This is a genomic window from Pseudomonas sp. 32A (genome assembly GCF_052682255.1).
Window position 1 is genome coordinate 249849 of the sequence record NZ_JBQYLY010000001.1, and the last position, 15801, is coordinate 265649.

The following is a 15801-nucleotide window of genomic DNA, read 5'->3' on the forward strand; positions in this document are numbered from 1 at the left end:
AGTTTGAAATGCGATCAAATGTGGGAGCTGGCTTGCCTGCGATGCAGGCAACTCGGTCTGTCAACCAGACCCGGTTGATGCTATCGCAGGCAAGCCAGCTCCCACACAAACCTCATTTCACATTGAGGTTTGTGTCGCCACTCATTGCGACAAATTGACCCGATAGACAAAAGGCACGGCTCTTGCCGTGCCTTTTGCGTCGCGCTCTGAGAAAATGCCCGCACTTTTTTTGCGGATGCCGACATGACTGCCCTCAAGAACGACCGTTTCCTTCGTGCCCTGCTCAAGCAACCCGTGGACGTCACCCCTGTGTGGATGATGCGCCAGGCCGGTCGCTACCTGCCGGAATACCGCGCCAGTCGCGCCCACGCCGGCGACTTCATGAGCCTGTGCATGAACCCGGAGTTCGCCTGCGAAGTCACCATGCAACCCCTGGACCGCTATCCACAGCTGGATGCGGCCATCCTGTTCTCCGATATCCTGACCATCCCTGATGCCATGGGCCAAGGCCTGTACTTCGAAACCGGCGAAGGCCCGCGTTTCAAGAAAGTCGTCAGCACCCTGGCCGACATCGAAGCCCTGCCGATCCCCGATCCCCACAAGGACCTGGGCTACGTCATGGACGCGGTCAGCACTATCCGCCGCGAGCTCAATGGCCGCGTGCCGCTGATCGGCTTCTCCGGCAGCCCGTGGACCCTGGCCACCTACATGGTCGAAGGCGGCTCGTCGAAAGACTTCCGCAAGACCAAGGCCATGCTCTACGACAACCCGCAAGCCATGCACCTGCTGCTGGACAAGCTGGCGCAGTCGGTCACCTCGTACCTGAACGGCCAGATCATGGCCGGCGCCCAAGCGGTGCAGATCTTCGATACCTGGGGCGGCAACCTCTCGGCGGCGGCGTATCAGGAATTCTCCCTGGCCTACATGCGCAAAATCGTCAGCGGCCTGATCCGCGAACACGAAGGCCGCAAAGTGCCGGTCATCCTATTCACCAAGGGCGGCGGCCTGTGGCTGGAAAGCATCGCCGACGCTGGCGCCGACGCGCTCGGCCTGGACTGGACCTGCGACATCGGCGAAGCCCGTCGCCGCGTGGGCAGCAAGGTCGCGCTGCAAGGCAACATGGACCCCACCGTGCTGTACGCCAAGCCGGAAGCCATCCGCACTGAAGTGGGCCGCATCCTCGCCAGCTACGGCAAAGGCAGCGGTCACGTATTCAACCTCGGCCATGGCATCACCCCGGAGGTTGATCCAGAGCACGCAGGCGCATTCCTGCGGGCGGTGCATGAGCTGTCGGCGCAATATCACGAGTAATCTCCCCGCATGAATGAGATCACCCTCTTTTTAGCAAGAGGGTGATCTTTCAGAATCAATATTTATCTATTGCGTTATTCTTCGGGAAGTTATTCTTTTCGGAGTTTTGTGCGTGTGTTTTTCGATTATAAATGCAGGGTGTTGTAAGAGTTATCTTTCGGATAAGTAATACATTGTTAGTTTTAGGAGCTTTCAAACGGTTTAAATAGATTTGTCCTACATAAGTTTTATTTGTGCTCCGTAAAATTCGGCCTCGATCAATCAGTATTAAGAAAACGCAGTCCGTTTTATTTAACACGGGTTTTGTTGAATAGTGATGAAGAGTATGAATTTTATGAATTGTATGAATGAAAAAAACGTGTTGCAGTGGGGTGGTTTATCCTCGTTGGCCTTGCTGAGTGTATTGCTGATGCCCGCGCAAACCGCGTTGGCTCATGGTTACTTGAATGATCCTCCGTCGCGGGCGTTTCTGTGCCAGAAAGGCTTGAACAAGGACTGCGGCGGTGCTCAGTACGAACCGCAAAGCGTCGGTGAAACCTTCAAGGGCTTTCCAGCCGGTGCAGGCGGGGCGCCCTTGCAGGGTCCGGTTGACGGCAAGATCGCCAGCGGCGGCATCGGCCTGTTTTCGGCCATGGACGCGCAGTCCGCAACCCGCTGGCACCAGACCGAGATAAAAGACCGAAACATTACGTTCTCCTGGCACTACACCGCAGCCCATCCGGCCACCAAGCACGAGTACTTCATCACAAAAAATGGCTGGAACCCGAACGAATCGCTCAAGCGTGCTTCGTTCGAGAGCACACCTTTCTGCACCAAGGATGGCGGCAACGTCCTGCCGGTTTCCGGTGAGAGGCAAGCGTGTGTAATCCCGCAAGACAAGAACGGGTCACACGTGATCCTGGGGGTCTGGACCGTTGGCGACACCGATGCTGCGTTTTACAACGTGGTCGACGTGAATATCCTCGCCGAGCCAGAGTTGCCAGGTGGCTGGACGAACGTGGGCAGCATCAGTCCCTCGGCTATATTGCTCCCAGGCGACAAGGTCAAGGCGCGGGCGTTCTCGGCCAATGGCGAGAGCGCTGCGCACACCGTGGAAATCGGCATCGACAATGCGCAGGAAGGCCTACCGCAGAACTGGGCGTTCAAGTTGGCTGAAAAAATCAACGCCACCCAGACCCTGATTCAAGCGGGTATACGCGACGAGCAGGGCGGCATTGCCCCGGTCAAAGGTCAGAATAATCTGTTCGCACAGAAAGACAGTGGCGTAGTCCGCTACGAGCTGGCGCTGGACGTTAAGGAAGACACCGAAGCCCGTATGGCATTGTCGGCGATTGCCAGCGAGTACGTCCTGGAAAAGGGTCTGACAAAGATGCGCTTTGCCATGATCGCCAACCGCGACATGAATATCGAAGCCACCTTGTTCAATACCAGCAACAAGCCCGTAGGCACGATCAAGACCCTGGCGAAGGGCAACAGCAACTGGCTTGAAATGGATGTGCGCAGTGAGCCTGGCATTCACCACATGACACTGCTGGGTACTACCGAAGATGGCCGCACCACTCGCCAAGACACCCAGCCGGTGAACCTGACAGGTGAGGGTGGCGCGAAGGACTATCACTTTGTATTCCCTGACGGCCTGGCCAGTTATGAAGCCGGCACCCGTGTGTTGCACCCGCAAACCGGTGAAGTCTATGAGTGCAAGCCGTTCCCGGCATCGGGCTATTGCAAGCAATACCTTCCAACCGCAAATGGTTTTGAACCGGGTGTAGGCCATCACTGGCAAACCGCCTGGGACCCCATCTAAACGTTGTGCTGAACAGGCCCAGGGCAAGTTGATTTGAACTTGCCCTGGGCAGTTTTTGCTGGACAGGTAGTTGATGAGTATTGGGTTTCAGCAGATGAAGAGTTTTAGTTGTTCAAAGGCTCAGACTGCACTTCATTGGCTGTCGGCTGTTGTTATCGTATGGCTATTGTTTTTCGGGCTTTATATCTCGCAACTTACAGTTGAATGCTTAACTGCGCAGTGGGCAGGGTTTGTTAATGGGGCGTTGGCTACATTATATATTCCAATAGTTGTGGGGCTTTACTGCTGTTTTTTTCAAGGCGGCTCGAGTCCTGGCAGCAAACGCTCCCGTGCTGTTGATCTTGGTGGTGCACATTGGTGGGGTGATCAAGCACGCCCTGTTCGGTCTTCGGGTGCTCAGAAACATGGCTTTTCGTCAGTCGAGCTGCAAGTGACAACGTGGTGAAGCATTCAGTGTCACGTTTTCCTCTGCTCAAGGTGCTCGCCATGGCCCTGACCTTCGGCTACGGGCTGATGTTGGCGTGGCAGGAATGGCAGTTTCGACAAGGGCAGGTGGCGGTCGTCCAGGCGCCTGTGTCCGTAGATACGGTTCGGGTGCCCGCACCCCTCAACACCCTGGCCGTAGCGACTGTGCTGGGCCTGACAGCCCACGGCAACCTTTTGAACAGCGCCGAACCGCTGACCTTGCGCGCCACTTTGATAGCCAGTGACAGCGAGTCCCGTGCGTTGCTGGCCGGGCCCGAGAGTGAACGTTTTTACCGGGCCGGCGAGCGGTTGCCCGGAGGCAGTCTGTTGCGCCGCGTTGAGCCGGGGCACGTAGTGCTTTGGCGGCAGGGGCGTGAAGAGGTGTTGAGGCTGCGGCCGGTTGGCGAGCGTTTTCTCCAGGTCCTCGAGTCGCCGCCTGCAGAGGCACTCCCGGACCCCTCTGCACGTCATCTAAGGCCAGTGGCCGAACAACCCAGGAGTGATTAAGCCCATGAACAACACCTTGAGGTGTCACGTCATGCGCTGCATTGTCGGCGTGGCCTGTATCGCCACCTTGTTCAACCTGGGCGCAGTGCAGGCACAGGAGCAACGCTGGCAGTTGACGATGAACAATGCCGAATTGCGCGACGTGGTCGAGGAAATATCCAGCATTCTCGGCACGACGGTGATCCTCGACCCGAAAGTCCAGGGTCGAATTACCGTCATGTCCCGTCAGGCGCTGGACCGCGAAGGCGTGCGGCGGCTGTTCTACAGCGTGCTGGATGCCCATGACTTCAGCGTGATCGATCAGGGTGACCAGATCCTTATTGTCCCGGTCGTACACGCCAAGTCGCGATCCGGGACTGAGAATGGACGCACACCTGCCTCTGCGCAGTTCATCACGCAGGTTATGCCGCTGGGCATCAGCAATGCCTCTGATTTGGCCGGCCTGGTGCGACCGCTGATCTCACCCAACGGCTATGTTGGCCCGTCGGTATCGGCCAATGCACTGGTGGTCACCGACACAGCATTTAACGTGCGTCGCATTGGTGAGGTCGTCCGGCAACTGGACTCGGGCGCGAGGAATACCCATGAGCTGGTGGAGGTGCGCCACGGCGTGGCGGCAGACATCGCACAGCTGATGGAGGCGTCCATCGGCAAGCAAAATGCCGACAGCGGGATTCAGGTGCTGGCCGATACTCGCAGCAACCGACTGGTGATCGTCGGCCCGCCGGTTGTGCGCCAACGCCTGGTGCAACTGGCCCGCAGCCTGGACACCTTGGCTCCGGCGCGGCTGGACAATGCCGGGGTGATCCGCCTGCGCTACAGCGACGCCAAACAATTGGCCGACGTGCTCGACACCCTGGGCCAAGGCATGAAGCAACCCACTTCTACCAGCCTGAAAGACAGCGCCGGTGCCATGCCCTTTATGGTGCGCGCCGATGAAAACCAGAATGCCCTGGTTATCGTTGCCGAGCCTGCGCAGTTGCGTACCCTTGAGGGGATCGTTCGAGAACTGGACCAGCCACGGGCCCAGGTGCTGATTCACGCGGCCATCGTCGAAATCTCCGGGGATATTTCCGAAGCACTCGGCGTGCAATGGGCATTGAACGGCAACAAATCCTCGGGGTTTATCAACTTTCCCGGTACCGGATTGCCGGTTGCAGGGGGCCTCAAGTTTGACGAAAAAACCGTCGTTCCCGAAGGCGCCGTGCTCAAGCTGGGAGGCGATCATTTCAGTGCATTGGTGACTGCCCTGGCGAGCAACAGCCGCAGCAACCTATTGTCGACCCCCAGCCTGCTGACTCTGGACAACCAGCAGGCGGAAATCATCGTCGGCCAGAACGTCCCGTTCAAGACGGGCTCCTATGCCACCAACAGCAACGGTGCAGACAATCCCTTTACCACGGTCGAGCGCAAGGATGTTGGCATCAGCCTCAAGATCAAGCCCTATATCAATGAAGGCTCGACCCTGCGCCTGGAGGTCGAGCAGGAAGTCTCCGATATTGCACCGGCGGTCTCCGGTGTCGACTCCTCGGACCTGATCACCAACAAGCGCGCGCTCAAGAGCACGATCCTGGCCGATGATGGCGAGATCATCGTGATCGGTGGCTTGATCAAGGACAGCGTGCGCACCCAGCAAAGCGGCGTGCCGTTGCTGCGCGATATTCCGTATCTGGGGGCGTTGTTTCGCTGGAGCAGGGACACCCAGACGAAAAGCAACTTGATGGTATTCCTGCGCCCGACCATCGTGCGCAGTGGGCAGGACCTTTCCGGCATCAGCCAGCAGCGTTATCAGGACCTGCGGGAACTGAGCCGGCCGACGCCACGGCAAAATCATTCGCTGCAGTTGCCCGACGACGCCGGGCAATTATTCGACCTGCGTCAGCAGGAAGCTGCGGAGCAATGAAGCCGTTGCCCTTCGGCTTTGCCCGGCGCTTCGGCGTATTGCTCGAAGGTGTGGTGCCGCAACAGCGCCTGTTGGTTCGCAATGACGCGCCGTTGTCGGCCCTGGCCGAAGTCCGTCGCCTGATGGGGCGCGAGCTGCCGCTGCAGGTCATCACCGCCGAAGCGTTTGCGATACGCCTGGCCGAGGTTTACAGCGAGGGGCAGAGCGCCGCCGAGCAAGTCGCCCAAGGGCTCGATGATGAGCTGGACTTGCTCAGCCTGGTGGACCAGGTGCCGCAGACCGCCGACTTGCTCGAGCAGCAAGGCGACGCGCCGATTATCCGGCTGATCAACGCCTTGCTCAGCGAGGCGGTGCGAGAAAAGGCCTCGGACGTGCACCTGGAAACCTTCGAGCACACGTTGTCGGTGCGCATGCGAGTGGATGGGCAACTGCGGGAAATGCTTCGCCCAAGGCGCGAGCTGGCGACGCTGCTGGTGTCGCGGATCAAGGTCATGGCGCGCCTGGATATCGCCGAAAAGCGCGTCCCCCAGGACGGCCGGATGGCCCTGCGCCTGGCGGGCCACGAAGTGGATGTGCGGGTTTCCACGTTGCCCTCGGCCCACGGTGAACGGGTGGTGTTGCGCCTGCTGGACAAGCACGCCGGCCGCCTGCAGTTGACCCGTTTGGGCATGTCGCCGCAGACCCTGGCCGGGCTGCATTCTCTGCTGGGCAAACCCCATGGCATCTTTCTGGTGACCGGCCCCACCGGGTCGGGCAAAACCACCAGCCTGTATGCCGCGCTGACCCACCTCAATGACCAGACTCGTAACATCCTCACCGTCGAAGATCCGATCGAGTATCACTTGCCGGGCATAGGCCAGACACCGGTCAATCCGAAGGTCGAGATGACGTTTGCCCGTGGCCTGCGCGCGATCCTGCGCCAGGATCCGGATGTGGTGATGGTCGGCGAAATTCGCGACAGCGAAACCGCTGAAATTGCGGTCCAGGCCTCGCTCACCGGTCACTTGGTGCTGTCGACCCTGCATACCAACAGCGCCATCGGCGCCGTCACCCGGCTGGTGGACATGGGCGTTGATGCCTACTTGCTCGCTTCATCCCTGGTGGGGGTGTTGGCCCAGCGGCTGCTGCGCACACTGTGCCCGGCCTGCAAGGTTCCGGTTATGGCGGACGCTGCTGTGTGCCAGCGCCTGGGGCTCGATGCCGGGCAGTCGCCCCAGCTGTTCAGGCCCGGAGGCTGCGGGGATTGCCAGCAAGGGTATCGCGGGCGCATTGGCATCTATGAACTGGTCAGCGTGACACCGGCGCTGTCCGCGCTGATTCATCAGGGCGCCAGCGAGCAAGCGCTGTTGGCCGAGGCGCGCCTTGCGTCTCCCAGTCTGTTTCAGGATGGCCGCCGGCTGGTGCTTGACGGGCTGACCAGCGTCGATGAACTGCTGCGGGTCACCCAGGAGAATTAGGCATGCCCACTTATGACTACCGCGCCCAGGACCGCCATGGCCGCCGGTGCAAGGGCCAGCAAGAGGCCGACAGCCCGCGTCACGCCAGGCAACTGTTGCGCGAGCGTGGCTTGTTGCCGAGCCACGTGCAGGTGACGGCCGAGCGCAGCGCTCAGGGGCAGGGCCGCAGGGCCGGTTTGAGTGCCGGTGAGCTGGCATTGCTGACTTTGCAGTTGTCGACGTTGGTTCAGGCAGGGTTGCCCCTTGAGGAAGCGCTGGAAGCTGTCGCGCAGCAAAGCCAGAAACGTCGTATCACCAGCCTGCTCTCACAGGTTCGCGGACGTGTGATGGAAGGGCAGTCGCTGGCGGCCGCACTCGGCACTTTTCCGCGAGCATTTCCGGAATTGTTCCAGGCCACCGTGGCCGCCGGTGAGCGCTCGGGCCACTTGGGCCAAGTGCTTGAGCAATTGGCCGCGTACACCGAAGCACGCCAGGCGTCGCGCCAGCGGATTCAGCTGGCACTGGTCTACCCGGCGTTGCTGATGTTTGCCTGCGTGGTGATTGTCGGTTTCCTGCTGGGTTACGTGGTGCCGGACGTGGTGAAAATCTTCGTCGACAGTGGGCAGCCACTGCCGGTGCTGACGCAGGTAATGATCGCACTGAGTCATGGCTTGCGAGCCTATGGCCTGGTCCTGTTGCTGATGGTGCTCGGGGCCGTCGCGTTGCTGCACTGGAGCCTTCGCCAGCCGCGTTGGCGCTGGCATTGGCACCGCCTGGCGTTGCGCGTCCCGCTGTTGGGGGGCGTGTTTCGCGCCATGGAAGCGGCGCGGTTCGCGAGCACTCTGGCGATCCTCGGCAAAAGCGCCGTGCCTTTGGTGGACGCCCTGGAAATTGCCGCTGCCGTGATTGGCAACGTGACCATCCGCGCACGCATGAGAGAGGTCGCACGTTCTGTGCGCGAAGGCGGGACCCTGACCCGTGGCCTGGAAGCCGGTGGCGATATTCCTCCGCTGATGCTGCACATGATCGCCAGTGGCGAGCGTGCCGGCGAGCTGGACGCGATGTTGGCGCGCGCTGCCGAGCAACAGGAAAAAAGCCTCGCTGCGCGGATCGCGCTGGTGGTGAGTTTGTTCGAACCGGCGATGCTGGTGGTCATGGGCGGCGTGGTGTTGCTGATTGTCATGGCCATTCTTTTGCCGATCCTTAGCCTTAATCAATTGGTGAACTGAGTGCGCAAATCCGCTCCTGCAAAAAGGCCCAATAGCCAACGTGGTTTCACGCTGATCGAGATCATGGTGGTCGTAGTGATCATCGGCGTGCTGGGGGCGATTGTCGTCCCGCAATTCATGAGTCGGCCGGACCAGGCCAAGGTCACGGCAGCCAGGACCGACATCCAGGCGATCGCCACCAGCCTGGAGATGTATCGCCTCGACAACACGCATTACCCCTCTACCTTGCAGGGCCTGGAGGCACTGAGCAAACGCCCGGCGGGAACCCCGACGGCGAAAAACTGGAACCCCCAGGGCTACCTGAAAAGTGTCCCGGTGGACCCCTGGGGCACACCGTATCAATACCTGAACCCCGGCTTACGGTCCGGCAATGGGGGTTATGACCTCTATTCCCTGGGCTCCGATGGCGTGCCGGGGGGCGAAGGCCATGCTGGCGATATCGGCAACTGGGCGGAGTAAGGGCGTGCCCAGGCGTTGCCGTGGATTTACCTTGCTGGAGCTGATGGTGGTGATTGCGCTGACCGGCATCGTGCTCGGTGCCGTGGGGCTGGCGACCGGGAAGAGTCCGGGGCGAGAGGCCCGGCAGGAGGCCGGCCAGTTGCTGCAACTGATCCATCAACTGCGCGAGCAGGCGGTGATGGAGGGGCGTGAATACGGCGTGCGCCTGTCGGGGGCCGAATATCAAGTGTTCCGGCTTGAGCCACTGGGCTGGCGGCCCGCCGGGTCAGCGCATTCGTTGCCCAATGGTTTGCGGATGCGCCTGGAGCAGGAAGGCCAGCGCCTGAGTCTCGACGGGGCCATTGCGGCGCCGCAGTTGCTCATGCTCAGCAGCGATGAAATCAGCCAGTTTGTGCTGTCTTTCGTGTCCGTAGAGCAGTCCTGGTTGAGCCTTGTCAGTGACGGTGTCGGGGAGTTGTTGATCGATGGCTAAAAAACGCCGCGCGCGTAATCGCCCGCTGAAAAACCGGGGTTTTACCTTGCTGGAAGTCATGATCGCCCTGATTATTTTCGCCACGCTGGCGGGCGCGGTGATAGCGGCCAGCCAATACGCGTTGCGCCAGAACGCCAGGCTGCAAGAGCAGGTGCAGTGTGCGTGGGTGGCTGACAATCAACTGAGTGAACTGCGGTTGCTGCCCGCGTCGCCTGGGCGGCAGCAACTGCTGCGGCATTTCGACCGACGTGACTGGGTTATCGAGCAGACCATCACACCCGCCGCCGACCCGCGCATGCTCCAGGTCGATATCAGCGTCAGCCGCAGTGACGGTGAACAGCCGGTCTATCACACCACTGGTTGGGTAACGGCCCGGGATGAATAAGCAGTCCGGATTCACCTTGCTGGAATTGGTCATCGCCCTGGCCATCTTCGCTTTATTAGGGCTGGCCAGCTGGCGCCTGTTTGACACGGTGGTGCGTGTGCAGCGCAGCACGGCAGGCCATGAACAGGACCTGCGCAGATTGCAACGGGCGGTCGGGGTGATAGAGCGGGATGCGCTGCAAGTGGATTCATCGGTCATCGTGCTTAGCCCCACGGCGCTGCAACTGGTGCGCACCCACTGGCGTAACCCGCAAGACCTGCCGCGCAGTGAGCGTCAGCAAGTGTCCTACCGGGTGGACAACCGAGTGCTGTGGCGTGAAAGCCGTGGCCTGGAATCGCCGACGATGGTGCGGCAGAAGGTGCTCGACGATGTCGGCTTCTTGAGCTGGCGCTTGTATGGCGGTGAACACGGCTGGAGCAGCGTCTGGCCGGTCGGCAAGGGCGCAGCCAATGCACCGCCGCAGGCGCTTGAAGTCGTGCTGTCTGCCGGGCGCTTCCAGCAGATTCGACGGGTCGTGCCATTGCCGCAGGTTCGGCCGTGAAAGACCGCCAGCGTGGGGTCGCACTGCTCAGTGTGTTGTTGATCATGAGCCTGGCGCTGCTGCTGACGGCAGGCATGCTGCGCAGCCATTACTTGATGCTGCAAAGCAGCGCCCGACAGGTGCATCAAGTGCAACTGCGCCAGTTGGCGTTGTCGGCAGAAGCCTGGGCCCTGTTGGCGCTCAAGGAGGTCGGTAACGATGAGCAACAGATGGTGCACCTGGCGCAGGCGTGGGCGCGGCTTGCCTGGCCTTTTGACGCGGACGGTGCGCACATCGGCATCCAGGTCGAAGACCTGTCGGGACGCTTCAATCTCAATGTGCTGTTGGCTGACGGGCAGGTTGATCAGGTCAGCCGACAGCGCTGGTCCCGGTTGCTGGCGTCCCAGGGTCTGGAGCCATTGCCGTTGGCGGGCACAGGCCCGTTGCGCGAGCTCAGCCAGTTACGGCTGCTGCCGGGCATCGACGGTGAAACGTTGCGGCGTCTGGAACCTTGGGTCGCCGTGTTGCCGAGAGAGGCCAGCTTGAACATCAACACCGCCACCGCGCCGGTACTGGCGATGCTTGAAGGTGTGTCGTTGCCGGTGGCGCAAGCGTTGGTCAGCCAACGGCCTGCTGATGGTTATGCCAGCGTCCAGGCCTTCATGCGTGACCCTTTGATTGCCGGGCTGGAACTGAGCGGCCATGGGCTGGGTGTCAGCAGTCGCTGGTTTCGGATCAACGTTGACGTCAGCCTTGGCACCAGCCGCCTGCGCCTGGCCAGTGAGGTTGAACGCGATCGTAAGTCCCGGCGTCTGCAGGTGGTGCAGCGGCGTTTCCTTCCTCCTCTCTTGAGTGCATTTCCGTGATGAAAACCTGGCTTCATTTGAGCGCCGATGGCCTGGCTGCACCGTCGGCCCAATGGCCTTGTTGTGTCTGGCGGGCGCCTGGCGACAGCCAGGAATTGCTGCTGGGTGAGGCTGCCCAATTGCTGGCGGGACAGTCGATTCATCTGCTGCTGCCGATGGAAATGTGCAGCGGCTTTCGCAGTGAAAAATGGCCCTCAAGGCGTCGGCCGAGCCCACAGGCGATTGCCTTCGCCATCGAGGACCAATTGGCCGAGGACCTGGATGCCTTGCATGTCTGTGCAGGGGCTCGCGACCGGCTGGGATGTTACCCGGTGTTGGTCACGCACAAGGAACGCTTCAAGGTATTGCTGCAACTGTTGGCGACGCTGGGAATCAAGGTGAGCAGTGTGCAGGTGGATGCCGACCTGCTGCCCGCTGACAACCCGGGCGCGGTGGAGTGGTTCGGGCGCCGAGTGCTGGGCGGCGAGACGCGCCTGGCGATGCCTGACCCGGCCTTGAAGGCGGTTGAAGCGCTGCTGGGCGAGCCACTGCGATGGCTGGATGAGTCGGCCAGTCAGGCCGTCATCGAGCACGCCTTATGGGCGCGCAAGAGCCCGCCGATTGATTTGCTGCAAGGCGAGTTTCGCCAGGGCAAGCGTGCCTGGCCATGGTCGATTTTTGCCATCGCGGCAGGTGTGTTGTTCATGCTGGATTGGTGCTTCAAAGAAGTCCGTATTCAGTATCTCGAAGGGCAGGCGCAGCAGCTTTACCGGCAAAGCGTAGAGCGATTCCAGGCGTTGTATCCGCAACAGACTCGAATCGTCGACCTTGCCGCGCAACTCAAGGCCATACAGGGCCAGGGTGTCAGCCACGCATCGACACCGCTGTCGCGTCTGGTCAGCCTGACTGAACAGGTAATTGGCGGCGGCGATGTCGACGTGCAGCGCCTGGAGTTTCGGGCCGGTGACGGCTGGAAGATCCAGCTGACGGCCAGCAGTTTCAGTGAGTTGGAGCAGTTGCGCGAGCGTGGCCAGCAGAGCGGGATGCCGGTACGTATCGGCAATGCGAGCAAAGAGGGGCGTCGGGTGCAGGCGGTGCTGATGCTGGAGGAGTCGCTATGAACATCAGGATCCAGTCAGCGCTCAACACCTGGCAGGCGATACCTGCGCGCGACCGATTTTTACTCAAGGGTTTGGCGGTGTTTTTATCGACGGCGCTGGCCTACCAGCTCCTTTGGCAGCCCGCGCATCAGCGGCTGGCCAACGCCGAGCGCCACTACCAGCAGCAACTGACCCTGGCGCGCCAGGTGCAAAGCGCCCAACCGCAACAGGCCCAGACGATGACCGCGCAATCTTTGTCTTCAAGGGTCAGTGCCAGCGCAGCGGCGGCGGGCCTGGACTTGCAGCAGATAGAGGTTGAAGACGAACAGCTGCGCCTGACCATCAGCGGCGAGGCGCAAACGCTGTTGATGTGGCTGGCGAACCTGGAACGGGAGGCCGGCACCTTGCAGATGCTGACCCTGGAAAAGCGCGGCAGCTTGCTGGAGGCGCGGTTGGTGATGCTCTAGCCTTTGGCCAACGGCGGCAATTTCGCCAGTTTCAACGCCACCAGCAACGCGACGATCAACAGCGCGACGATAAACCCGCCAATCCCGTTCCACCCGGCGTAGTGCCAAAAGAAACCACCCGCCGTCCCCGCAATACTCGACCCGACGTAATAACTGAACAGGTACAGCGACGACGCCTGGCCCTTGGCTTTCAGTGCGCGGCGGCCAATCCAGCTACTGGCCACCGAGTGGGCACCGAAGAAGCCGAAGGTGAAGATCAGCATGCCTGGCACTACCAGCCACAGCGGGGTGAAGAAGGTCAGGGCGATGCCGCCGAGCATCAACACGATGGTTGCCCACAGTACGCGACGGCGGCCCAGGCGGTCGGCCAGGGAGCCGATTTTCGCCGAGCTGTAGATCCCGGAGAGGTAGACCAGCGACAGCAGGCCTACCACGGCCTGGCTCAATTCGTAGGGCGAGGCCAACAGGCGATAGCCGATGTAGTTGAACATCGTCACAAAGGCGCCCATCAGCACGAAAGCTTCGAGGAACAGCCAGGGCAGTCCGGCATCCTTGAAGTGCATCGTGAAGCCGTCAAGCAAGCTGCGCGGGTTCAAGCGGCTTGAGCGAAAATTGCGCGACGGCGGCAGGATCTTCCAGAACACCGTGGCCGCGATCAGTGCCAGGGCGCCGATGATCAGCATCGCCGTGTGCCAGCTGACGAAGTCGATCAGCACACCGATGATCAAGCGCCCGCTCATGCCACCAATGGCGTTACCGCCGATATACAGGCCCATGGCCAGGCCGATGTGTTGCGGGTGGATCTCTTCGCTCAGGTAGGTCATGGCCACCGCCGCCAGGCCACTGAGGGACAGGCCTACCAGTGCGCGCATCAGCAGGATGCCTTCCCAGGTCGGCATCAGGCCGCTGGCGATGGTGGCCAGCGCGGCGCAGAACAGCGCGGCAACCATGACCGGCTTGCGCCCCAGGGTGTCGGAAATCGGACCGGTGATCAGCAGGCCAATGGCGAGCATGCCGGTGGCTACCGAGAGGATCAGGCTGCTTTGCGCAGCATTGATGGAAAATTCGTGGGACAGCGCCGGCATCATCGGCTGTACGCAGTAGAGCAGGGCAAAGGTGGCGAAACCGCCGGAAAACAGCGCCAGCACCGTGCGCATGAACATCGGGGTGCCTTTTTCGATGTACTGCTCGTTGAGTTGTGCCACCACTTCATCGAGGGCGGTGGGCGGTGCTTCTTGAGCAAGTGGAGCGACAGCAGATTTCACGCGGGACCTCGGGGAGGAAAGACTGCCAGGGCTGGCAATGCAAAAAAGAATATAGCTCGCTAATGATTCTTTCCAATATATTGTTCGACCTGTTTAAGAGCTTTTACGACCTAATGAGGTTTTCATGGAATTGCGCCACCTGCGTTACTTCATCGCCGTGGCTGAAGAGCTGCACTTTGGCCGCGCCGCGCAGGTGCTGGGCATCTCCCAGCCGCCGCTGAGCCAGCAGATCCAGGCACTGGAGCAGGAGATTGGGGCGCGGTTGTTCGAGCGTACCAATCGTCGGGTCGAGCTGAGCGAGGCGGGCCGGTTGTTCCTGCAAGAGGCGCGTCTGGTGCTGGCGCAGGTGGATAAAGCGGCGGACGTGGCGCGCCGGGCACAGCTGGGTGAACTGGGGGAGTTGAAAATTGGCTTCACTTCTTCCGCGCCATTCAACTCCAGCATCCCACAGGCGATCTTCGCCTTTCGCCAGGCGTTCCCGGCGGTGCATCTGAATTTGCAGGAGATGAGCAGTACGGAAGTGGCCGAGTCGCTGGTGGACGAGTCGATACAGGTGGGGTTGATGCGACCGTTGCCGTTGCCTGATTCCCTGAGCGTCGTGGAACTGATGCGCGAGCCCTTGGTGGCCGTGCTGAACGCCGGGCATCCGTTGGTGGAGGGCAGTGAGCGTGGTTTGCACCTGGCGCAATTGGCTGAAGAGCCGTTTGTATTTTTTCCGCGGACTTATGGCAGCGGCTTGTATGCCCAGTTGCTGAACCTGGCGCGCGATGCCGGCTTCAGCCCGCACTTCGCTCAGGAGGCCGGGGAGGCGATGACCATTATTGGCCTGGTTGCAGCGGGGTTGGGTGTCTCGGTGTTGCCGGCGTCGTATCAGCGGATACGCATTGATGGCGTGGTGTATCGCACGCTGTTGGATCAGGAAGCGGTGACGGCGGTGTGGCTGGTGCAGCGTAAGGGCCAGCAAACGCCGATGGCCAAGGCGTTTGTCGAGTTACTGACCCGTAAAGCGTTGGTATGACCGACGCATAACCTGTGGCGAGGGAGCTTGCTCCCGCTGGGCTGCGCAGCAGCCCCAAAACCCGACGACTGAGTTTTACCAGACAACCCTCAATCGCAGGTTTCAGGGGCGCTTCGCGCCCCAACGGGAGCAAGCTCCCTCGCCACAGGGAGCGGGCGTTTCAGTTCTGCTTCGAAGTCCCGGTCTGCTGGAACAACTGCGCGGCAGACCCGTTGTCACTCACACCATTGGTGCGCAACGCCGCCAGAATATCCCGGTCCAGCATGCTCACCCAGCGGTTGTAGTTGCGGTGGATCTTGCCGTCCTTGTAGCCCAGGTCGCGGCTGTCGCGGTAGGTGATGGCGTAGCGGGTGGCGGTGTAGCGGATGTCGATTTCAGCGTGGAATTTGTTGCGCACGTTGATCTCGGCCTGCACCAGCTGCGGGCTCAGGCGCTGTACGACCCATTCGCGTTTGTTCAAGGCCGCGATAATGGTCTGCTTCATTTTTTCTTCGTTGACCTGCGGGTTTGCCGGCAAGTCGTGCTGGGTGTTGAGCACCGGTTTGTTGGTGCAGCCAGCGGTGGTGAGCAGGGCCAAAACGACCAGTGTTGCGCGTAGCAGGGAAGACATTCCAT

General features: G+C 60.9%; 16 protein-coding genes. 14 read left to right on the plus strand and 2 right to left on the minus strand.

From position 1 onward, the window contains the following. The first annotated feature begins 243 nt into the window (after positions 1 to 243). From hemE to gspM, 13 genes are all read left to right on the plus strand, one after another. Positions 244 to 1311, plus strand: a complete 1068-nt coding sequence (gene hemE, locus ACUN0G_RS01115) for a uroporphyrinogen decarboxylase (protein WP_177071096.1) — start codon at positions 244 to 246, stop codon at positions 1309 to 1311. Between the two features lie 343 nt (positions 1312 to 1654). Then, entirely contained in the window at positions 1655 to 3115 is a 1461-nt protein-coding gene (gbpA, locus tag ACUN0G_RS01120) for an N-acetylglucosamine-binding protein GbpA (RefSeq protein ID WP_445572512.1), read from the plus strand. Positions 3116 to 3568: 453 nt separating this feature from the next. Then, positions 3569 to 4087: a type II secretion system protein N gene (locus ACUN0G_RS01125; RefSeq protein ID WP_445572513.1), complete on the plus strand. Its 519-nt coding sequence runs from the start codon at positions 3569 to 3571 to the stop codon at positions 4085 to 4087. A 4-nt stretch (positions 4088 to 4091) separates the two neighbouring features. Beyond that, positions 4092 to 5990: a type II secretion system secretin GspD gene (gene gspD, locus ACUN0G_RS01130; RefSeq protein WP_445572514.1), complete on the plus strand. Its 1899-nt coding sequence runs from the start codon at positions 4092 to 4094 to the stop codon at positions 5988 to 5990. Beyond that, on the plus strand, positions 5987 to 7447 hold the full coding sequence (gene gspE / locus ACUN0G_RS01135) for a type II secretion system ATPase GspE (protein WP_445572515.1): 1461 nt from the start codon (positions 5987 to 5989) through the stop codon (positions 7445 to 7447). The genes gspD and gspE overlap by 4 nt, the downstream gene beginning before the upstream one ends. A gap of 2 nt (positions 7448 to 7449) precedes the next feature. Beyond that, complete coding sequence (gspF, locus tag ACUN0G_RS01140) at positions 7450 to 8655, plus strand: type II secretion system inner membrane protein GspF (protein WP_445572516.1); 1206 nt, start codon at positions 7450 to 7452, stop codon at positions 8653 to 8655. Then, positions 8656 to 9114, plus strand: a complete 459-nt coding sequence (gene gspG / locus ACUN0G_RS01145) for a type II secretion system major pseudopilin GspG (protein WP_445572517.1) — start codon at positions 8656 to 8658, stop codon at positions 9112 to 9114. 4 nt (positions 9115 to 9118) lie between these two features. Then, entirely contained in the window at positions 9119 to 9586 is a 468-nt protein-coding gene (gene gspH, locus ACUN0G_RS01150) for a type II secretion system minor pseudopilin GspH (RefSeq protein ID WP_445572518.1), read from the plus strand. After that, positions 9579 to 9971 carry a type II secretion system minor pseudopilin GspI gene (gspI, locus tag ACUN0G_RS01155; protein ID WP_445572519.1) on the plus strand — a complete coding sequence of 131 codons (393 nt, stop codon included), beginning with the start codon at positions 9579 to 9581 and terminating at the stop codon, positions 9969 to 9971. Before gspH ends, gspI begins: the two co-directional genes overlap by 8 nt. Further along, positions 9964 to 10512 (plus strand): type II secretion system protein GspJ, encoded by a 549-nt coding sequence (locus ACUN0G_RS01160; RefSeq protein ID WP_445572520.1) that lies wholly within the window; start codon positions 9964 to 9966, stop codon positions 10510 to 10512. Before gspI ends, ACUN0G_RS01160 begins: the two co-directional genes overlap by 8 nt. Then, entirely contained in the window at positions 10509 to 11357 is an 849-nt protein-coding gene (locus ACUN0G_RS01165; RefSeq protein ID WP_445572521.1) for a type II secretion system protein GspK, read from the plus strand. Before ACUN0G_RS01160 ends, ACUN0G_RS01165 begins: the two co-directional genes overlap by 4 nt. Beyond that, positions 11357 to 12457 (plus strand): type II secretion system protein GspL, encoded by a 1101-nt coding sequence (gspL, locus tag ACUN0G_RS01170; RefSeq protein ID WP_445572522.1) that lies wholly within the window; start codon positions 11357 to 11359, stop codon positions 12455 to 12457. The genes ACUN0G_RS01165 and gspL overlap by 1 nt, the downstream gene beginning before the upstream one ends. After that, entirely contained in the window at positions 12454 to 12903 is a 450-nt protein-coding gene (gene gspM / locus ACUN0G_RS01175) for a type II secretion system protein GspM (protein ID WP_445572523.1), read from the plus strand. Before gspL ends, gspM begins: the two co-directional genes overlap by 4 nt. Here gspM and ACUN0G_RS01180 read toward each other — a convergent pair. Beyond that, positions 12900 to 14168, minus strand: a complete 1269-nt coding sequence (locus ACUN0G_RS01180) for an MFS transporter (protein WP_445572524.1) — start codon at positions 14166 to 14168, stop codon at positions 12900 to 12902. The genes gspM and ACUN0G_RS01180 overlap by 4 nt on opposite strands. Positions 14169 to 14292: 124 nt before the next feature. Between ACUN0G_RS01180 and ACUN0G_RS01185 the strand changes: the two genes are divergently transcribed. Beyond that, positions 14293 to 15186: a LysR family transcriptional regulator gene (locus tag ACUN0G_RS01185; protein ID WP_076015463.1), complete on the plus strand. Its 894-nt coding sequence runs from the start codon at positions 14293 to 14295 to the stop codon at positions 15184 to 15186. A gap of 160 nt (positions 15187 to 15346) precedes the next feature. Here ACUN0G_RS01185 and ACUN0G_RS01190 read toward each other — a convergent pair whose 3' ends face one another. After that, a complete protein-coding gene (locus tag ACUN0G_RS01190) occupies positions 15347 to 15796 on the minus strand; it encodes a hypothetical protein (RefSeq protein ID WP_445572525.1) in 450 nt (149 codons plus the stop codon). Positions 15797 to 15801 lie beyond the last annotated feature (5 nt).